At 39.0% G+C, this 20,761-nt stretch carries 20 protein-coding genes; 6 read left to right on the top strand and 14 right to left on the bottom strand.

The genetic code is table 11. The annotated features are described in order from the left end of the window. Positions 1-13: 13 nt before the first annotated feature. The 5 genes from ACQKN3_RS13870 to ACQKN3_RS13850 all read right to left on the bottom strand — a co-directional run bounded on the left by ACQKN3_RS13870 (position 14) and on the right by ACQKN3_RS13850 (position 6,465). A complete protein-coding gene (locus ACQKN3_RS13870) occupies positions 14-892 on the bottom strand; it encodes a 5'-3' exonuclease (protein WP_427712345.1) in 879 nt (292 codons plus the stop codon). A 68-nt stretch (positions 893-960) separates the two neighbouring features. Continuing rightward, the gene (gene hutH, locus ACQKN3_RS13865; protein WP_427712342.1) at positions 961-2,445 is read right to left on the bottom strand and encodes a histidine ammonia-lyase; all 1,485 of its coding nucleotides are present in this window, start codon (positions 2,443-2,445) and stop codon (positions 961-963) included. Between the two features lie 251 nt (positions 2,446-2,696). Next, positions 2,697-4,694, bottom strand: coding sequence for an ABC1 kinase family protein (locus tag ACQKN3_RS13860; protein WP_427712340.1), 1,998 nt, complete (start codon positions 4,692-4,694; stop codon positions 2,697-2,699). Between the two features lie 13 nt (positions 4,695-4,707). Next, complete coding sequence (locus ACQKN3_RS13855; protein WP_427712338.1) at positions 4,708-5,145, bottom strand: SACOL1771 family peroxiredoxin; 438 nt, start codon at positions 5,143-5,145, stop codon at positions 4,708-4,710. 105 nt (positions 5,146-5,250) lie between these two features. Continuing rightward, positions 5,251-6,465 carry a carboxylate--amine ligase gene (locus tag ACQKN3_RS13850; RefSeq protein ID WP_427712335.1) on the bottom strand — a complete coding sequence of 405 codons (1,215 nt, stop codon included), beginning with the start codon at positions 6,463-6,465 and terminating at the stop codon, positions 5,251-5,253. A 176-nt stretch (positions 6,466-6,641) separates the two neighbouring features. Here ACQKN3_RS13850 and ACQKN3_RS13845 point away from each other — a divergent pair, with 176 nt between their 5' ends. Then, complete coding sequence (locus ACQKN3_RS13845; protein WP_427712332.1) at positions 6,642-7,568, top strand: DUF4003 family protein; 927 nt, start codon at positions 6,642-6,644, stop codon at positions 7,566-7,568. Between the two features lie 53 nt (positions 7,569-7,621). On the opposite strand, the gene sstT is transcribed toward ACQKN3_RS13845, so the two are convergent. Both sstT and ACQKN3_RS13835 read right to left on the bottom strand, forming a co-directional pair. Continuing rightward, positions 7,622-8,833: a serine/threonine transporter SstT gene (sstT, locus tag ACQKN3_RS13840; protein ID WP_427712330.1), complete on the bottom strand. Its 1,212-nt coding sequence runs from the start codon at positions 8,831-8,833 to the stop codon at positions 7,622-7,624. 210 nt (positions 8,834-9,043) lie between these two features. Continuing rightward, positions 9,044-9,982 (bottom strand): bile acid:sodium symporter family protein, encoded by a 939-nt coding sequence (locus ACQKN3_RS13835; protein ID WP_251690116.1) that lies wholly within the window; start codon positions 9,980-9,982, stop codon positions 9,044-9,046. A 170-nt stretch (positions 9,983-10,152) separates the two neighbouring features. Here ACQKN3_RS13835 and ACQKN3_RS13830 point away from each other — a divergent pair, with 170 nt between their 5' ends. Then, entirely contained in the window at positions 10,153-10,362 is a 210-nt protein-coding gene (locus ACQKN3_RS13830; protein WP_251690117.1) for a hypothetical protein, read from the top strand. A gap of 34 nt (positions 10,363-10,396) precedes the next feature. Here ACQKN3_RS13830 and ACQKN3_RS13825 read toward each other — a convergent pair whose 3' ends face one another. The 4 genes from ACQKN3_RS13825 to ACQKN3_RS13810 form a co-directional block, all read right to left on the bottom strand. Beyond that, positions 10,397-10,555, bottom strand: a complete 159-nt coding sequence (locus ACQKN3_RS13825) for a hypothetical protein (protein ID WP_339172928.1) — start codon at positions 10,553-10,555, stop codon at positions 10,397-10,399. A gap of 227 nt (positions 10,556-10,782) precedes the next feature. Next, the gene (locus ACQKN3_RS13820; RefSeq protein WP_427712326.1) at positions 10,783-11,850 is read right to left on the bottom strand and encodes a hemolysin family protein; all 1,068 of its coding nucleotides are present in this window, start codon (positions 11,848-11,850) and stop codon (positions 10,783-10,785) included. A 56-nt stretch (positions 11,851-11,906) separates the two neighbouring features. Beyond that, positions 11,907-13,235: a hemolysin family protein gene (locus ACQKN3_RS13815; protein ID WP_427712324.1), complete on the bottom strand. Its 1,329-nt coding sequence runs from the start codon at positions 13,233-13,235 to the stop codon at positions 11,907-11,909. Positions 13,236-13,511: 276 nt separating this feature from the next. Further along, the gene (locus ACQKN3_RS13810; protein ID WP_427712322.1) at positions 13,512-13,982 is read right to left on the bottom strand and encodes a Fe-S oxidoreductase; all 471 of its coding nucleotides are present in this window, start codon (positions 13,980-13,982) and stop codon (positions 13,512-13,514) included. A 269-nt stretch (positions 13,983-14,251) separates the two neighbouring features. On the opposite strand from ACQKN3_RS13810, the gene ACQKN3_RS13805 reads away from it, so the two are divergent. After that, entirely contained in the window at positions 14,252-14,758 is a 507-nt protein-coding gene (locus tag ACQKN3_RS13805) for a hypothetical protein (protein ID WP_427712319.1), read from the top strand. 281 nt (positions 14,759-15,039) lie between these two features. On the opposite strand, the gene ACQKN3_RS13800 is transcribed toward ACQKN3_RS13805, so the two are convergent. Then, positions 15,040-15,444, bottom strand: coding sequence for a pyridoxamine 5'-phosphate oxidase family protein (locus ACQKN3_RS13800; RefSeq protein WP_251690123.1), 405 nt, complete (start codon positions 15,442-15,444; stop codon positions 15,040-15,042). 13 nt (positions 15,445-15,457) lie between these two features. After that, positions 15,458-15,865, bottom strand: coding sequence for a pyridoxamine 5'-phosphate oxidase family protein (locus tag ACQKN3_RS13795; protein WP_427712317.1), 408 nt, complete (start codon positions 15,863-15,865; stop codon positions 15,458-15,460). Positions 15,866-16,224: 359 nt separating this feature from the next. Here ACQKN3_RS13795 and ACQKN3_RS13790 point away from each other — a divergent pair, with 359 nt between their 5' ends. From ACQKN3_RS13790 to ACQKN3_RS13780, 3 genes are all read left to right on the top strand, one after another. Continuing rightward, positions 16,225-17,316 (top strand): extracellular solute-binding protein, encoded by a 1,092-nt coding sequence (locus ACQKN3_RS13790; RefSeq protein WP_251690125.1) that lies wholly within the window; start codon positions 16,225-16,227, stop codon positions 17,314-17,316. Positions 17,317-17,390: 74 nt separating this feature from the next. Next, entirely contained in the window at positions 17,391-18,461 is a 1,071-nt protein-coding gene (locus ACQKN3_RS13785; RefSeq protein WP_251690126.1) for an ABC transporter ATP-binding protein, read from the top strand. Positions 18,462-18,476: 15 nt separating this feature from the next. Beyond that, positions 18,477-20,198 carry an ABC transporter permease gene (locus tag ACQKN3_RS13780; RefSeq protein WP_427712312.1) on the top strand — a complete coding sequence of 574 codons (1,722 nt, stop codon included), beginning with the start codon at positions 18,477-18,479 and terminating at the stop codon, positions 20,196-20,198. A gap of 47 nt (positions 20,199-20,245) precedes the next feature. Here ACQKN3_RS13780 and ACQKN3_RS13775 read toward each other — a convergent pair whose 3' ends face one another. Further along, positions 20,246-20,746 carry an N-acetyltransferase family protein gene (locus ACQKN3_RS13775; RefSeq protein WP_427712309.1) on the bottom strand — a complete coding sequence of 167 codons (501 nt, stop codon included), beginning with the start codon at positions 20,744-20,746 and terminating at the stop codon, positions 20,246-20,248. Positions 20,747-20,761 lie beyond the last annotated feature (15 nt).

Here is a 20,761-nt window from a genome sequence, read left to right as displayed (position 1 = left end):
CCTCTTTCGCATTTTATTTATAAATCGAACGCGCATGTTTCGCGATTAAGCGGTAGCCATGCTTTTCAATGTGTTCAAATAACTCCGGAGCATAAGGTGCTAATGCTAATTGATCCAGCTCTATGTCAATCGGTACATCGCAGTGTATTGTAGCCAATTGATGCGATAATCGTAACATCGCTAAATTTTCACTGATTTTAATACGTTGGCCAGGCTTTAATGTCGGCAATGCTTCTAATACGCCATCAATGGAACCATGGTTTTGAATAAGCTGTAACGCTGTTTTCGGCCCAATGCCCTTTACCCCCGGGTAACCATCGCTTGTGTCTCCCATAAACGCTTTAACTTCAGCGAATTGTTTTGGCGCAATGCCATATTCCTCAACAAATCGGCTTTCCGTATACACATCGTATTCTGTATAGCCCTTTTTCGTAAAGGCAATCGTTGTCGAAGGGTTTAGTAATTGCAGTAAATCTTTATCTCCGCTAATCACAGTAATTTGAGCATCGTCTTTCCACTTTTCAATCATTGATCCGATTAAATCATCCGCCTCAAGACCTTGTGTTCCAAAGTTTTGCCATCCGATCATTTCCGATACTCTTTTAGCCATATCAAACTGCGGCAGCATCTCTTCCGGTGGTGCAGGTCGATTTGCTTTATAGCCATCGTACAGTTCATTGCGGAACGTAACCGCACCCATATCCCAGCAAACAGCTAAATGTGTCGGCTGCATCAGATTCTGTGCTGTCAATACATGACGGGCAAAGCCTTGAACACCGTTTGATGGTGTTCCGTCATCTAAACGTATAAATTGATTCATCGCTGCTGACGCAAAAAATGAACGAAACAATAGTGCCATTCCATCAATTATTAATAAATGTGGTTTTGTCATAATAAATCTCCTCTTTCTACTAAACACTTATTATAACAAAAGCACCGGTAGAATGTTGCTGTAAATACTTACCCGTTCGGTTTCAAGTAGTCGATGATACGATTCACGTCTTTGCTGAAAATCCGATCCTCCGTCATGGCAGGTGCTAAGTTACGAATGTCTTTCCACTTCTCATAAAGCTTTGGCGACATATTCTCTACACCTCTATATTCCACTGCCTGTGCGGCACAAAATGCCTCGATTGCCAGTACATTTCTTACATTGGCAATAATCATGCGCGCATGGCGAGACCCTGTCGTACCCATCGAAACGTGGTCTTCCTGATTCGCAGAAGACGGTATGGAGTCAACTGATGCGGGATGTGCCAATGTTTTATTTTCCGATACTAAACTTGCTGCGCTATATTGCAATATCATCGCGCCTGATTCAAGTCCTGGATTCGCACTTAAAAATGCAGGCAGCCCTTCATTTAACTGCGGGTTTACTAATCGCTCAATACGTCGCTCTGATACATTGGCTAACTCCGCCATCCCGATTTTCAGAAAGTCCATCGCAAACGCAATTGGCTGTCCATGGAAGTTTCCTCCTGAAATGACTAAACCACCGTCATCAAAAATGAGCGGATTATCTGTTGCCGCATTCATTTCGATTTCGAGCTTTTCTTTGACGTAATTCAATACTTGCCAACTCGCTCCGTGGATTTGCGGGATGCAGCGAAGCGAATACGGATCCTGCACCCGCTTTTCCCCTTGATGTGTAATGAGTTTACTATCCTTTAACCAATCACGCATACGCTCTGCAACACCCATTTGTTCTTGCATGCCGCGCGCTTCATGAACAGCTGGATGGAAGGCATCGATAATCCCGTATAAACTTTCCATTGTTATTGAGGCAATCCATTCACTCGCATAAGCCAGTTTCTCGGCTTCCAAATAATTGACTACGCCTTGTGCAGTCATTGCCTGGGTTCCATTAATTAATGCAAGACCTTCTTTTGCCTGCAGTTCAATTTTCGGCAGTCCCCGATGTTCAAATATTTCATGTGACGGATGTTTACTACCATTTACAAATACTTCTCCTTCCCCAATAACCGCCAAAACTAAATGAGAAAGTGGTGCTAAATCTCCCGATGCTCCAAGTGAACCTTGCTGTGGAATAACAGGAACAACATTTTCATTAATCATCCATAACAGCCGTTCCAGCACTACCAAGCGAATACCTGATAACCCTTTTAATAGTGCATTTAATCTAAGCACCATCATCGCTTTTGCAACTTGTTCCGAAAAAGGTTCCCCAAAACCGCATGCATGGGAACGGATTAAATTAACTTGGAGCTTGCTTACTTCGTGCTCCGCAATTTTCACATCGCTAAACTTTCCAAACCCTGTGTTAATGCCGTATACGGTTTTATCCTGCTGAACAATTCTTTCCACTGCTTCACGACTTTTAACAACACGTACTATCGCTTCCTCTGCTATTTCTACTTTTTCCCCATTATATAAAATGCTCCCTAATTGTTCGATCGATAAATTTTGTCCGTTTAACTGAATCATTTACCGCACCCCTTTTAACTATTCTTATCTCTCAATTTTATTATTGTTTAAATAGCAGTTAATTGCTACTAATATTTCACCTTTAAAACAATAGTTAAGTCGAAAATGCTTATTTTAAGGCCTTTATACGTTTTATTTCTAAAAAATTGTTTACCTGCTAATACATTAATCTTCTAGTGATTTAGTATTTTATTATAGTAAAGTGTTAAAGCGGAGAAGGATAAAAAAATAGAGATCCTGTAAAAGGACCTCTACTTTGTACGCTTCATATCTCGGATTGCTTGAATGGATAATCGCACGAGCAAAATCGCACATAAAAACAAACCTAAATAAGCAGCCGTATTTAAATAAATTGCATAAGCATTATGAATAAATTGCGAGATTGCTAGTAATGCAACCGATATAATCCCAAATGTAATTCCGACCATCAGCAAAACAAACCGTGAAAACAGCTGTGTTATAAACATGGAATTCGCTTTATCTGAGAAAATATCGTGATGCAAAATGATTTTCCCGCTCTCCACTTTTCTGAACAACTGATCAAGCCGGCGCGGTATTTTCCGTAAATTCGGCAACATCAGTGCCAGTTCTTCTTCGATTAAGTCTTTCGTCTCTACCGGATGTTTGAAAGGTTTCAGGAAGCTTGATTTCAAATAATCATTGGAGAAGTCTTTTACTTCACTGAAAATCCTAAATCCTGGGCAAATAATAGACAATGTACCGTCCAATGTTACAATCGCACGTAATGCCACGTTGACGGAAGGATAGAAATGGAGTCCAAACTCACGCACAACAGAGAAAATGGAGTACATTAGCTCATCAGTCGGGATCGTCGACACATAGTTGATTTTCAGCAGAATCTGGCTAATCGCCTGCTCCATTTCATGCCGATTGATCTGCTCGGCATTTTCTACAAGCTGGGCAATCCCATCAACAACAAGTGCTGCATCGTTTTGATGAATTCCGACAAGGAAATACTTTAACCCTTCCTGCTGCAATTCAGCTAAACGGCCGACAGCCCCATAATCGAGAATCGCGACACGTCCGGTTGTTTCCTCAATATAAATATTCCCTGGGTGCGGATCAGCATGGAAAATTCCAGAAATAAGCGTTTGCTCTAAAAACGAATACAATAATGTTTTTGCAAACTGATGACGGTCAGTGCCCAAATCTGTAAATAGTTCATTAGCTACTGTAACGGACTTCCCTTTTATATATTCCATCACCACAACATTGGAATTACTGCACTCCCGGTATACTTTCGGCACTTTTACGTCGATACTGCCACGTTCTACAATTTTGGCAACTTGCTCCATATTGCGGGCCTCGATATTAAAATCAATTTCTTCCTTCAATGCCATGCTGAAGCCTTTCGCCAAATCGTAAAATCCTAAATTTTCAGCCCACTGTGATTTGCTGGTAATCCATCTGGCAAACTCCATTAAAATCGATAAATCATCCTGCATTATATTTTTCACGTCAGGCCGTAAAAACTTCACAACAACAGGTTCGTCTGTTTCCTTTAACACCGCTTTATGTACTTGACCGATCGAAGCGGAAGCTAACGGTGTCTTACTTATATAGGAGAAGATTTGATTCGTTCCCGCATTAAAGTTTTCGGCAATTATTTGGTCTACTTGATGTTCGGAAAGCGGTTTTACATGTTGCTGAAGCTTTTCAAGTTCATCAATAAAAATCGGAGACAAGAGCTCTTTACGTGTTGACAGTACTTGACCAAATTTAATAAATACCCCGCCGCACTGCTCAAGTGTATCCCGTAATGCCTTTGCCAGTTCACGTTCATCTTCGCGTGCACGGGCATATTTCATCGTTCGTGTGACTCCGTTCGTTACAGCAATCCCCACCACTTCACGCAATCGTTTTTGACGCTTCCAATACGTAATGAGTGTTTTAAAATAGGAACGTCTGCCGACAGGTGTGCCGTTTTCATTCAATTCTATCGAATCAAACAGCTCGAAGAACAGATAAAGCAGCATCGAAATCAGAAGCATACTGCCGAGCCAGATAATTGTTGTTATGTTGACAACATTTGAAACGATTCCTTGGTCATAATAGTCCGATCCACGCAAATATGTATACCAAAAAACAAAGGTCGTTAATGAAACACTAATTAGCACGGATAATATTCTTTTCATGAGACTTATTTGTGAGCCGATTAAACGACCGCTAATAAAGAATATAAGCGCGGATGCAATGAGCAGTTGAATTATAGCTGAAATAAAATCCATTCAAATCGCCCCTTTAGGTCAAAGTTAAATGTGTATGCACTTCTACATTCCCTTTTAACGCTTTACTAATCATACAAGTTTCCTCTGCCTTATATGCATAGCGTTCCGCTATACGACGGGTACGTTCATCTTCTTTGTTCTGCAGATCAATATCGACATAATGGTGGATCGCTTTGTAAGTAAAAACTCCATTTGTCACATCAACAAGCCCTTCTGACTTCAAATCCAGCTTCGCGTCAATTTGGCTTCGCTCAAGCATTGCCGCCAATGTAATTAAATAACAGGTTGCCGCAGCACCTAGCAGCATTTCATCCGGATTTGTACCAATACCAGGACCATCCATTTCCGGCGGAATCGAAATTTGTGTCTGCAATCGTTCGGTTTTCAAGTCCCCAACCGCATTTCGTCCCCCTGGCCAGTCAATCGTTAACGTAAATGTATGTACCGTCATAAATATCACTCTTTTCAATTTTCTTTAACTATAACATTTTGGTATAAGATTTTCAGATAATGAAAACAGCCGATTAACAGAAAGTTCCTGTTAATCGGCTGATGTTTACCAAACGTTTTGTTTATATTTTTTATAGTAGTTGACCTGACGGATAAACATGTAGATTTTGCGTTTCAAATGCTTGTCCTGTTTATAGAACAACGGATTTACAAGTTTCTTTTCCTTGATTAGACGTCGAATATCCTTTTTCACCGTTTCATCGTAAACGAATTTTTTCAATACAATTTTCGGAACGACTGAAAACAGGACATCTCCTTTTAAATACGAGCAAGGTTTCGGAATATCGTGAATCAGATCTTCAACAAAATTGCGCGCCAAATTATGACCCATAGCGTTAATATAATAACTTGAACGACCTTGACGGATATTTACTTCGAACACTTTAAACTTCCCGTCACGTTCATCGTATTTCAAATCAAAGTTACCGTAGCCGCGATAGCCGACCGCTTCCAAAAAGCCGCGCAGTTTCGTCATCACTTCTTCGTTGTAGCGAGTTATTAGCGCTGTGTAATTGCCGATCGCCGTTTTCGTATGTTCCTGAAGGACAACTTGTGCAAACGATACAAGCTGTGTTTCCCCTTTTGAATTGACATAGACAACCGAATCCCACATTGCTGTGTCATCACCGGGAATATAATCCTGAATAATGAGTTCTTCCTGGTAACCGCTATTTTTAATCATATCGATTACATTTTGAACTTCTTCTTTGCTTTCCACTTTGAATACTTTGGCCTGGCCTGTAAATGGATGACGGCTGTATTCAATCCCGTTACTTGGTTTAATAATAACCGGATACATCATGTCGGTTTCAAATGCACCATCTGTTTTGCAATCATAAAATACAGTCGTTGGAATATCGATGCCGTATTGTTCGCACAGCTTATAGAAATTGGATTTAATCTGCAAGTCATTCATTAAATTCTCATCGATATAGTTGAACACGAAATAATCTCTTAAGATCGCTCGGTTTTCAATAATTAAACGGACGTATAAATCGTTTGTGCCAATTAAAATCAGTTTTTCCGCTTCATTTTCATATTTCTTCGCTACGCTAATTAATATTTTGGCAAACTGGTCCGGTTCACCAAGTTTTTTGTCATACTCAATTGCACGTGGAATATTGCTTAAGTTCGTAAAAGGCAAAACACCTTTTCCTACTAGAATCGGACGGATTTTATATTCTTCATGGAAAGAAATCGCCATGTTATATGCATTAATATCAGTACCGACTATAATCGGTAAAAATGGTTGTCGAGTCATTACTATACTTCCTCTCAATCTGTTCAGCGGTCTTTATATTTGATTTATCACTTATTTATCATACAATACTCTATCGATTTATGCTGTATTTTGTAAACGGTTTTTATTATTTCGCGAATATTTTAATGAAACTTCTCCTCGATTAAAACGTATGTATTAAGTAAGAGGTGATCGGGATGAATGCTCAATTACAATTATTTTTTACAAACATTGATAAAATCGTTTTATATTTTGGGGCTGATGCAAAATATTTTTATATTGACCTTGCATTAAAGCTGACTGTCCGCAATATCGTATTCAACTATGAAGATTATGAAAAAGTCCGTCAGCAAATCAAAAACAATACAAAATGGTATAACTTTGCTCGAGTTAATACTCAAATTATTAATACATACTTTGTTCATTATGCAAAGGAACCTGAAAAAGTCGGTGATGCTTTAAATCTCCACAAATCTCTTACAAAGCAGTTTACCCGCCATGATGACAGCTATATTGCGGCTGCCTATTTAAAATCGGAAGAACATATCGAGCGAATCAATCTGTTAATTAAAGATTTAATGAACAAACAAAGCGTAAAATATGCACCGTTAAAACTCTCCACTAACGCGATGCTAGCCGGACGGGCGGAAGACACAAAAGTACTGGCAAACAGTGTGGAGCAGTATTATCAGGCACTTGTGTCAATCGGATTTGAACGTACTAAGGACACGACAAATACAGCTGTCATTTTAACAATCGGAACAGGGAATTTTCATCACGAAACCTTTGCCCGGTTAAAAGAGCTGGTGACTTATATTAATAAGACAGAAATAACACTTACAACGCACCGTTACAATACGATTGCCCTGCTCTCACTCGCCAAGTTTGAAGTTCACCAGTTCCCGGCACTCCATGATATGCATGAAGAAATATGCCGCTTTATAAAGTTAGATCGGATGCATTTTAACTCTCTGCTTGTAGCAACCCAAATATACACATCGACTGAAGCAATCGGTGACTTACCCTCATACGATGTAGACTTCTCCACAATTATTTTCTCTGCTGCAGAGCATTCCAATACAGGGCGTTATGATAGTGACATTACTGCCGGCGGTGCTGATTGAATAATAAAAAAACTGTGCTGAACCGGAATCGATTCCGTTCAGCACAGTTTTTGTTAATTTTGTTTACGTTCTTTCGCATATTCAGCTGCTGCTGTAAAAACGATATCTGTCGAAGAATTCAATGCTGTTTCACAAGAATCCTGAATTACACCGATGATGAAACCAATTGCCACGACTTGCATTGCAATATCATCTGAAATCCCGAATAAGCTACACGCTAACGGAATCAATAACAGTGAGCCGCCTGCAACACCAGATGCACCTGCAGCAGACAGTGCAGCCAGTACCATTAAGATAACTGCAGTCATAAAGTCCACTTCGATGCCTAATGTATTAGCAGTTGCCATCGTTAGCACGGAAATTGTAATCGCTGCTCCGCCCATATTGATTGTTGCACCTAAAGGTATCGATACAGCATATGTATCTTTATCTAATTTCAGCTTTTCTGCCAATGCCATATTGACTGGAATATTGGCCGCTGAACTACGTGTGAAGAAGGCAGTAATTCCACTCTCTTTAATAGATGTAAAAATAAGCGGATACGGATTTCTTCTTGCTACCGCATATACAATTAGCGGATTCACAACGAGTGCCACGAAGAACATTGTCCCTACTAAAATTAGAATTAGACGGGCATATTCCCCTAATGCTGAAAGGCCTGTCGTAGAAATCGCTTCAAATACTATTCCTAATATACCGAATGGTGCTAAGTTAATAATCCATTGTACAACTTTCGTAATTGCATCCGAAAAATTCGCAATAACACCTTTTGTTGAATCATTGGCTGCTTTTAAAGCAATCCCTAAAACTACTGCCCAAGCTAATATACCCAGATAATTTGCATTCATAATAGCAGTTACCGGATTTGTCACGATATTGAACAATAATGTTTCAAACACTTCAAGGATCCCGCTAGGCGGTGTCACATCCTGTGCTTCTGTTTTTAAAGTTAATACTGTCGGGAAAATATAGCTTGCAACGACTGCTACAAATCCCGCTGCTAATGTCGCAACCCCATATAAAGCAAGAATCATTTTCATATTTGTTGCTTTGCCGCCAACATGTGAAGCAATCGCATTAATAACAAGCACAAATACCAAAACTGGTGCAACTGCTTTTAAAGCTGAAACGAATAGAGTCCCTAGAATGGTAATACCACTTACCGTATCAGGAATCGTTAGTGCTAAAATAACGCCAATTATTATACCAATAATAATACGGTTTACTAAGTTAATGCTGTTCCATTTTTCGAACAATCTTTTCATAATTTCCCCCGCTATTCTAAGATGTTACATTGCTTCTGGATGTTTGAGACGAGTAAGTGAATGGGATCATTGCACCACAATATTTCTCCGGCTGAAGCTTCATTTTTATATAACTCTTTAAAATTAAATAATTTACTATAGACCAATAATACAATGTGCGACCAAATAACACAACTGTATTTTTCCACAGTACACTATTAACGAACGTCTTTACTCTATTTCCGAATTTTTTCGGATGATTTTATAAAATATTGAAGCTAATACTTGCTGGAATAACATCCCGAAAACGACCGGCATTGCTACTTTTGACGGGAAATATGTTGTAGCGATAACGACCCCTACCGCAATATTCCTCATTCCCCCATTAAAGACAAATGTCGCCTGATCGGCCTCTGATTTCCAAAATAGACGGCCTAATAAAAGAGAAAATACATACCCCGAAACTGCTAAAAAGAGAACTACAGCAATTACTTTCGCGAGCTCCCAATCTATCGTTTTTACATAGGGGGCAATCGCACTACTATTAATCATAATAATTGCGAACAAACAGAGCTTCGAGATTAAAGACATTGGTTTACCATATTGTTCGAACAGCTTTCCTTTTGTCCATTCATTGACGAGGATACCTAATATCGAAGGTAAAACAATCATCCAAATGAGATCAAAAATAAGCGCTGGCGTATTTAGCGAAATAGACTCTCCAACAACTAAATGCAAGATTAACGGCATAAGAATCGGAGCAAGCAATGTATCAATCAAAATGATGGCGAGTGATAAAGGCAAGTTTCCTTTACTGATCGTCACCCAAATGACGCTCGTAACTCCTGTTGGCACGGCAACGGAAATGAGAAAACCGATTGTTAATAGGCGGTCATCGAATATGAGCTCCGCCAGAATGAATGCCCATAAAGGCATGAGTATATGTAGAAATGCAATCATCGATAAAATCGTTTTAGGGTATTGTTTAAACACTTTTATATCGCGAAATTTCAGATTCAAACTGCTAATGAAAGTCATGACCGCAAATAATATCGGAACTAGAAAAAGAAAATGTGTACCGATTTTTTCGAGCAGAACACCGATGACTAAACTGAGCGGTGTTAATACCGGCATCCACCTTTGAATAAATTGGTTGAGCGATTGAACCATGTACTGCGCCTCATTTCTTGAATTAGTATTCCTTACCGAATTGTAACATAAGCGGAATGCATCCGGACGAGAATGGAAATCATCTTTCTATTAGGTAATGGAACCTTTTAAATAGATAAGTCTGCCAACATTATGTTATTTTTATGATATGTATTTAAGGAGGGTTTGCAGTGTCATTATCTAAAAAGGGCTATCTTGTGTTATTTGTCGGGATGCTTTTATTAATCATTTCCATCTTTTTCACAACTAATTGGAGCATTACAGCATGGCTAGTATTATTTATCGTCAGTCTTCTATTCTGTACAGTCGGAATCATTATGTTAATCCTACATTTAGTTAAACAAATAAAGTTAGAAAAGCAGAACAAACAAAACAAATGAAAAAATGAGCAACCTTATTATTGGTTGCTCATTGTTATTTTTCTTCCTTTACTGACAGGATGTTAACGGCTTCTTCATATTGAATACGTACTGTTTTTCTGGCACGTACTGACGATCTTGCTTTTACTTGAACTTGCTTTTTTTCGCCATTATGCTCAATTTCTACTAAAAAGCATTTTGCCCCACATTGCATATTCTTCAACTCCTTATTCCTTCAATTATAACGACAATTGTCCTTATAATCTATTTGAGCGGCTTTCGTTAATATAGCAAAAAAGCCGCAAATAATGGATGATACAACCATCATTTACGACCTTTTTTTATCCCGCATTAACGAAAGTAAAAATCCCCGTTAATGCCTGATTGGTTCAACTAACAATCTGCGGGGCTGAAAAATACCCCACGGATTGGAATTTCACTTTAAGTTGAGGGAACGATAATTTCCCCATCATCTTCATCTTCAATTTCTCCCACAATTTCGGACAGGATATCTTCCATCGTAACAAGACCGATTGTGATGCCTTTTTCGTCCGTTACAATTGCCATATGGTTGCGCGATTGCTGCATTTTTAAAAACACATCTTTTATCGCCACCGTTTCTTTATAGCGAGGAATCTCACGAATGTACGTAATGAAAGAATTCGTACGTCCTGCAGCAATATCTGTCAGCATTTCCTTAGTGTTAATGAAACCGATAAAGGCTGCAGTATTTTTAGTACGATCAATGACCGGGTAACGCGTAAATTCGTATTCATCAATTACGTTAAGAATTTGCTGTAATGTAGATGTTTTTTCGATTGTAATCATTTCACTGCGCGGAATCATTACTTCCCGTAACTTTCGCGAATCAAAAGCGAAAATATTTTCTAAATAGGCAAGCTCCGTCTGGTTGATCTCTCCGCCTTCATAACTTTGCGTCACAATCAGTTTAAGCTCTTCTTCCGAGTAAACTGTATCGTGTCCAGCAGGTTTGACACCAAAAATTTTTAGCAGTCCACGAGCAGAACCATTTAATACGGAAATAATCGGTCCTGTAATTTTCCCGAACCAATAAAGTGGCGGTGCTAATAAAAGCGTCATTTTTTCAGCATATTGGATGGCCAATGTTTTTGGCATCAACTCGCCAAGTACTACGTGTAAAAAAGTAACAACTGATAACGCAATTACATAAGAAAGGGCTGTTGCAACTGCCGCAGGAATGCTGAAATAGTCAAAAACAGGCTCAAGCATTTTTTCTACGGTTGGTTCACCGAGTGCACCAAGAATTAATGCTGTAATCGTAATCCCAAGCTGACAGGCCGATAAATAGTAATCCAAATCCTTTGTCACCTTTTTTGCAGTGATGGCTTTTTTATTACCCTCTGCGATAAGCTGATCGATTCGTGACATTCGCACTTTTAAAATCGAGAATTCTGCCCCAACGAAAAAGGCTGTTAACAAAATAAATACCGCAATTAAAATTAAATTTATTATTATAATACTGTCCAATTAATTCCCCCGAAATATGAGGGATTCACCTCCAAGACATATAAAGTATCGATCATTTACTGCTGAAGTTTATATTGTCTTAATACAACTTCTTTAATATGATAATTGTCCATATCTGAAATGACCCAAATATGGTCGTCGAATTTTATTTCATCACCGATTTGAAGCTCTTCTCCGTTTTTGATTGAGTCGATATTTGTATGCTGAATCCAGCCGCCAATTGTATCAATCTCTTCACTGTCCTCAAACTCAAATCCGAAGCGATCTTCCAGTTCATCAAGCAGTACACGGCCATTAATCGTATACTCGTTTTCTCCTGACTTGCGGATATCATCTACTTCATCCTCGTCAAATTCGTCTCGAATCTCTCCAACCAACTCTTCCAAAACGTCTTCCATTGTTAAGACACCGGCAGTACCGCCATATTCATCGATAATAACCGTCATATGCACTTTCGCCTTTTGCATTTTTAACAGTGCATCTTGAATACTCGTCACGCCTAAAACAAACGGGACTTTCGTTAAAAACTGCTCGAGCTGTACCGTGCGATTTGAAACGATATAGCTAAGAAGCTTATTAGCATTGACGACACCAATAATGCGGTCTTTATCATTATTTTCAACAATCGGATAACGTGTATAGTTATGTTCATCTAAAATTTGGATAATCTCTTCTGCGCTCATATCTTTGTCGATTGTAACTAAGTCTGTTCGCGGCACCATAATATCTTTTGCAACACGTTCATCAAAAGCAAATACATTTTCTAAATATTTCAGTTCTTGCTGGTCTATTTGGCCGCCCTGGAAACTTTGAGCCATAATAATTTTCAGTTCCTCTTCCGAATAGGCCTGCTCTTCACTTGCTGATTTAACACCGATTGCGCGTAATAATAAACGAGATGTTCCATTCAATGCCTGGATAAACGGATACATAATTTTACCGAACCAATAAAGCGGTCCTGCAAGCATTAATGTCACTTTTTCGGAAAACTGAATCGCTAAAGTTTTTGGCGCCATTTCCCCAATTACTACGTGCAAATAACTTACAATAGCAAGTGCAATTACATAAGAAGCAGCCGAAGCTACTACATCAGAAACATTTAACCAGTCAAATACCGGGTGCAGCAGTTCTTTTACATACGGCTTTGTAAACGCACCTAAACCGATTGCTGTAATTGTAATTCCAAGCTGACAGGCAGATAAATAATAATCAAGATCCCCTGCTACTTTTTTTGCAATGACTGCTTTTTTATTGCCTTCTGAAATCAATTGATCAATACGGGATTTACGGATTTTTACGACAGCGAATTCTGCTGCTACGAAAAATGCGGTTAAGCCTAAAAAGATAATTAATAAAATAATGTTTAATATGGTGTTTACGTCCAATTACTTCCCTCAGCGTGAGGGATTCACCTCCACAAATAATTTAATAATAATTGGTCTTTCTCTTATGTACCCAACTATCTTATTGAACATGCTAACAATGATGGTGAAGTTACTAATTCATTTAAGAGAATTCTGCCCTCTAAAACCATCACGTTATAGTTTAAGAAAATTATATAGTTTTTATTTTCAAATCACAATTAATTGTGCCCAAAAAATATAAAATTACAAAAAAAGCTTTCAACTTTGAAAAACCAAAGCTGAAAACTTTTAATAAATTTATTCTACATCGACAGAAGATTTTATAATTTTCCCGTTATATAATTGGACTTTTTCATAATCATCTTTCTCTACTTGGAGAACGAATGTATGAGGCATACCTTCGTCTTCACATTTTTGTCCGACATTGTCGATCAATTGAACAGCCAAGTAATTATCATGTTTGTAAACATTATCGACTGAAGTACCACAGCTGCCAGAGTAAGTGACAATAAATACTGCCATATACTTATCCATATCAATTGTGAAATTGTCTACATCAAAGCGACCTTGAAGTGATTCAAATTGTCCTTGTGTATTTGCATAGGCAATATGCGGAACGAGCGATTCATAAATGGGCGCAATTTTTTCATCATACTTAATAATTTCAAATGGTACTGCCTGTTTCTCGGTAAATGTAACTTTTGTACTTTCTCCATTACTACAACCTGCCAACAACAATAGGATTATAGCAAACAAATATTTTTTCATTATAAATTCCCTTCTCTTTCTTATCTACATAGTAAATTTTAGTCCAGTTACACACATTTTTCAAATCTTCTATCCTTATTTAAATAATTATCCTTTCATTAACAATTTCCCCTAATTCATTATGAAATAAAACATCCTAATGGAAATCACATCTTTGGGCGAAAATTATGATCATTACGGTATTTCATCTATTAATAGGCGAATTCCTATTGGCGTTTACCCGCATCTACATACATTACAAAGAATACTTAAGAAAGAAGGTATGCTTGTTGTATCAAAATCCGTTTGAACGCTTTGATGAGAGCCCTGAAGGACAACCATTTCAACAACAGTTTTTCCCTGCACCACCAGGACAAGGCCCGGGAGGTTTCCCTGGAGGCCCAGGTGGTTTCCCTGGAGGCCCAGGTGGTTTCCCTGGACCTGGACCGGGATTCCCGGGAGGTGGTCCTGGAGGTTTCCCAGGCGGTGGTCCTGGTGGCTTCCCTGGAAGTCCTGGTGGTGGACCGGGCGGCAATACTCAAATGCCAGCCGGACCGCCCCCTAGCTTTACTCCGCAAATGCAACAACTATCCGCTAGCCAGTCACAGCAAGGTTCCAGTGGTATAAGACGTTGTATTTTCCGTAATACGTTTATATGGCAACGAAACGGAAACACTTTCTGGTTCTTCCCGACGTTTGTTACGCAAAATGTTATTTTAGGCTTTAGATGGAGTCGTTTCGGTTGGGTATTCAGTTCCGTTAACCGAAATTCAATACTGACTTTCCAATGTTTCTAATTTAATTACAAAAGCTCTTATGCGGTAGTATTCATTACTACGCCATAAGAGCTTTTATTTATTGTTGTGTGCTTTTTTTGCAGTGTGACTTTTATGTAATTTTTTCATAGCAAAGAATCCAGGACAAACTATTTCTGTTGCTTTCATCGTTCCCCATTTATGCTCACGGTTAAATAAAATAGCAAAATAAATTAACTTGGATGCTGATTTTTATTCTTAACAACAGAAAAAGCAATGACAACGATATGCCATTGCTTTACTAAACTGATTAAATTAAGACTTTACAGTTTCAGCTCCTGGGGTTCACCATCATTCATTAATTTGATTGTAATCGGATCAAATTGAAGCGTAACCATATCCCCGTCTTCAGAAGTAAATACATCTTTAAAGAAGTTTGTGATTTTCAATTTTAATGAATCATCCTTTACTTCGCTTAGTTTTGCTGTAATTTCTAAATACGGTGCATTCAGATTTTCTTTTGTATAGCCCAGTAAAATATGAGTGTAAGGATTTTCATTTAAATCGTACACTTTCTGAGAGTCCTCAGTTGTTGTCGCATAGAGCGTGAAATCTTCATTTGTAAATGTCATGTAACGAACATAAGGGTGACGTCCGTTTAATGTAGCCATTGTCCCGATTTTATGGTCTTTAATAATTGAAAGTACTTTCTCTTTTAATGTTTCCATTACACTGCCTCCCTTAGTATAGTTGAATCTCTTCCTGGTTTTTTCCGTTTTTATTCATAATTCTCATTCGTGTCGGCGTAACTTGAATTAGCACAAAGTTTCCGTCCGCATGCTCCGGATATTTTTCAAGCAGCTGCTGCTTCACAGCATCGTTTAATGTTGTCGCTGCATTGCCTTCAATTTCTAAAAACGTTTCAAGTAAGCCATCGCTTTCATAGCCTAATAAAATATGGGTACCGCCATATTCGGTAATTTCGCGGACTACTTCAGAATCTTCCAGCGCCACCGTATACAGCTTTGACTGTACGTAGTCAAATGTCATATAGCGCGAATTCGGCACACCATTATTATTTGTGGCCATAACGCCAATACTGTTTTCATTTAAAATTTGCAATGCAATTTCTTTATTACTTTTACTCATATTTTCACTCCTCCGGTAAATTAAGTTCCATTATTCGTGAGATGAGAAGCACGTCCAACCGTATATAATTCCAAATTAACGGGAAAAACCGCTGTTGTGCTGATGCTTTTATAATTCCCTTAATAAATTTAAATAAAACAAATTTCTTCATATTTAACTTGGCTTAAGACCCTCTCCCCTTCTCCATTCCAGAAATTTCATCACAAAAATTTATTTTTTTCAAGTCAGCAACTGTAAAAATTTAAAAGTTATAGGGATATTTGTTTGAATATTAAAAAATTGTAGATAAAATGAAATTGGAATAGATATCCTTTTATTCTGAATGAAAAAGAAAAAACTTTATGTAAGGAGGACATCGGATGAAAAGATTTACTTGGCTTTCTCTTATTCTCACAACTCTTTTATTAGTTTTGGCTGCGTGTAGCGACGCCGAAGAGACGACAAATGAGTCAACGCAAGGCGATAGCGGCACGACAGAAGGTACGACAGAAGAAAATGCTTCCGGCAAGCTCGTCATTTACACAGGGCGTGACGAAAACATGGTACAGGGTGTTATCGAAAAATTTAACGAGCGTTACCCGGATATCGAAGTGGAATATATGACAATGGGTGCACAGCAGATTTTAGAGCGTGTCCGTGGCGAAAAAGCCAACCCACAAGGCGATTTTTGGTGGGGCGGTACACAGTCAGCGATGATGGTTGCTGCAAATGAAGATTTACTTTTACAGTGGGATCCTTCATTTATCGATTCCATTGACCCTCTTCATAAAGATGAACAAAATCGTTGGGTCGGTGAAATGCTGTTACCTGAAGTGATTATGATTAACAGTGAGGTAATGTCACCAGAAGAAGGACCACAGGATTGGGACGAATTACTTGATCCGAAGTGGAAAGATGAAATTTTAATTCGCGGTGTTCTTGCTTCAGGAACGATGCGCACAATTTATTCTTCCATGATTTTCCGCCAAGGTGCTGATGATCCGTCAAAAGGCTATGATTGGCTGATGCAACTGGATGCGAACACGAAAGAATATACACAAGATCCTAACGCATTGTATTTAAAACTGGCTCGCCAGGAAGGTTCAATTTCGTTATGGAACTTACAGGATATTTTACTGAAAAAACATACAACGGATTACACGTTTGACTTTATTTATCCGGAAAGTGGCGCACCGATTTTAGTCGATGCAGTCGGTATTGTAAACAATGCTAAAAACGAAGAGAACGCGAAGTTATTTATGGAATTCCTGTTCGACCAAGAAACAATGGTTGAACTTTCAAAAGAGTATTACCAAATTCCAACACGTACGGATATTGCGGCGGATGCAATGCCGGACTGGTATAAAGAGTTGGATTTAAAACCATTGGATATTGATTGGCAAGTAATGGCCGATAAAGAAGCGGAATGGATGGAACATTGGGATACAAATATTAAAGGAAAAGGCAAATAGCAGTTATATGACTGACCTCTGAATTAAGAGGTCTTTCTTTTCCTAATTTGTCGGTGTGAAGGGAGTTGGATTGGATGAAAGCTGTTCATATTAACGACGTTTCAAAAAAATTCGGTGATGTCGTAAGCGTCAAAGATTTAGAGCTGGATATAAAATCGGGTGAATTTTTCACATTTTTAGGTCCGAGTGGCTGTGGTAAAACAACAACATTACGGATGATCGCCGGATTTTACTACCCCTCTCAAGGAAAGATTTACTTTGACAATCAGGATGTCACAACATTGCAGCCTAATAAACGTAATATCGGAATGGTGTTTCAAAACTATGCACTCTTCCCGCATATGACAGTCAATGAAAATATTGCATTCGGTCTTGAAATCCGGAAATATGATAAAAAAACGATTAAAGAAAAGGTTGACCGGATACGCGAGCTCGTTCATTTAGGACCATATGGCTCACGCAAAATTAATGAATTATCAGGTGGACAGCAACAGCGTGTTGCTTTGGCACGTGCTCTTGTCATTGAACCTGATATCTTGCTGCTGGATGAGCCATTATCCAATTTGGATGCAAAGTTACGTGAGGAAACGCGTATTGAAATTAAACGGATTCAGTCAGAGCTGGGCGTGACGACAATTTACGTTACCCATGACCAGACTGAAGCCATGGCAATGTCAGATCGGATTATGGTAATGGAGCATGGCGTCGTCAAACAAATTGGTACGCCTCAGGAAATTTATCACCGTCCAAACAACCGCTTTGTCGCTACTTTTATAGGAGAGACAAACTTGCTTACGATGAAAGTAAAATCGATTGAAGACAATATTATTACTGTAACAAATGACAAAGGACTTGAATTGCAAGGCCTGACAGAAAACTTGGCAGCGGGGCTTCAAGTATCAATTGGGGACGAAATTTATGTATCCGTCCGACCTGAAGCATTTGAAAGCGGTCCTGGTGAAAACTCCGTTACAGGGATCGTCGAGCTGATTGAATTTACCGGACTCAGCGTAAATTACTTTATGAAATGGAATGATACAACGTTAAAAGCAATGATTATTAGTCGGGGTACTGCAATACTGCAAGCTGGCGATATGATTGAATTACATATCCCTAAACAAAATATTTATTTCCTAGGAGAATAAGAGAGGGGGCACACAATGAGCAAAAAATCCGTTGACACATACGAAGCGAGTTGGTGGTCTCGTCTTACACAATCACGCTATTTTGTCTATATCCTTATCTCCCCGCTGTTTTTAATATTGTTTGCCTATGTGATTTATCCATTTTACTCGACATTTATTCAGAGCTTTGCTGGCGACAATCAGCTAGCAAACTATCAGAAGTTTTTTAGTTTAGAAAGCACAGCCAATTTAGAGGCTCTCTGGAACAGCTTTTATATATCAATCATTAGTGTCATATGCTGTGCTGTTGTCGGAGTTATGATGGCCTTTTTACTGGAACGCTATGATTTCCCGGGGCGCCGTCTGCTCTCTATTTTAGTACTTGTCCCGATGGCATTACCTCCTTTAGTCGGGGTTTTATCTTTTACATTTTTATATGGTGAAAGTGGCATATTCCCTCGCTTATTTCAGCAGATGTTTCAATTGGAAGATGTTCCGTTTGCATTAAAAGGGATTTGGGGTGTCATTGTGGTTCATACGTTCACGATGTATACGTACTTCTATTTGACTGCTTCTGCTGCGATTAAAGGGCTTGACCCTTCTTTGGAAGAAGCCGCAACAAGTCTTGGGGCAAGCCGGATACGGGTTTGGCGGAAGATTATTCTGCCGATGCTTACCCCATCTTTAATCGCATCTTCCCTGCTCGTTTTCATGGTGTCGATGGCATCCTATACCGCGCCACTCATGTTCGGGGTTGAACGTACAATGACGATGCAAATTTATTTATCGCGGACAAACGGCAATTTGGATATGGCGGCAACTCAGTCAACCATTTTATCGTTCGTTTCCATCACCTTTTTACTTATTATGCGCTGGTATCAAAACCGACGTAACTATCAAAATTTAAGTAAAGGCGTAAGTGTTCACCGGTCGGAAGTGAGCTCGAAGCCTTTGAAATATTTAGCGGTTGCCTTGTCCTTCATTGGAACATTAATTTTAATCATGCCGATTTTAGTGCTGATCTTAATATCATTTTCAAAAGACGGTGCCTGGACAATTCAGATTTTGCCAACCGAATATACACTCGACCATTACAAAGCGCTATTTACTGATGAGCGGACATGGCGACCAATTTGGAACTCGCTGCAAATGGGCTTCATCGCAACAGTCGGCAATATTATATTCGGTGTTGCTGCTGCTTATGCGATGGTCAGACTTAGTTTCAAAGGGAAAACAGCACTCGATATTTTAATTACGATTCCTTGGGCATTGCCGGGGACGGTTGTAGCTGTTAACTTAATCGCTGCGTTCTCTACGGAAAGTGCGTTTACATTCAATCAAGTATTGATCGGTTCATTCTGGATTTTACCGCTTGCGTATTTTATCCGGCATTTACCACTTGTCTTTAGGTCAACATCCGCTTCCCTTATGCAACTGGATCAGTCCGTAGAGGAGGCTTCGCGAAGTTTAGGGGCATCGTGGTGGTATACATTCAGAAGAATTGTCATTCCGCTTACTTTGTCTGGTGTTCTTGCCGGTACATTGCTCGCATTTGTCCAAAGTATTGGGGAGTTCGTCGCATCGATTTTGATTTATAATACGTCGACGATTCCATTGTCGGTTGCAATTTTCCAAAAGCTGTATGCCTTCAAGTTCGGTACAGCATGCGCATACGGTGTGCTGCAGATTATTTTAATCCTCATTGTTCTGATCATTTCAGAACGCTTATCAAAAGGCTCTGCAGGAAGCGCTATATAACATAAAAAAGTAAAAGCAGAAAAAATGCTTTTACTTTTTTTTATTAGCTATAATTCTTTTGCCATCCACACTTGATCATAATAGTTGCCGTCAATCTTTAGTGCACGCTGTTCCTTTGCGAATTGCTTGAATCCTAGTGATTCGTAAAGAGAGATTGCCTGTGCATTTGTTGACTCGACAGTTAAATGCAGCTGTTCAAGACCCTCGTTTTCTCTTAATAGGCGCAACAGTTCTTCAATCATATCCCGCGCTACACCTTTTCCTCTTGATTCAGGCATAACATAGAGACCGACAAGAACGCCTTTATGATTTAGTTTTGCACCCGTTTCTCTTTTAAATGTCGCAATTCCGATCAGCTCGTTCTCTTCAAATGCCCCAAGCGTAAATTTATCGGCTTGTGGGCGAAGTCGTTGTTCAATTTCCGGAACCGTATAATTGTTCTCATGTTCAAAAGACGAGCTAAATAACGTTGGGGAATTTAAAAGCCCGTGCAATCTAACCTTTTTATATTGCTCTGCATCTTTATAACCTAATATCCGAATATTCATCTTTTCACCTCATAA

Source organism: Solibacillus sp. NPDC093137 (assembly GCF_050280445.1).
GTDB classification, from domain to species: domain Bacteria; phylum Bacillota; class Bacilli; order Bacillales_A; family Planococcaceae; genus Solibacillus; species Solibacillus isronensis_B.
The sequence above is the reverse complement of the archived record's forward strand: the minus strand, read 5'-3'. Positions and strand labels throughout refer to the sequence as shown.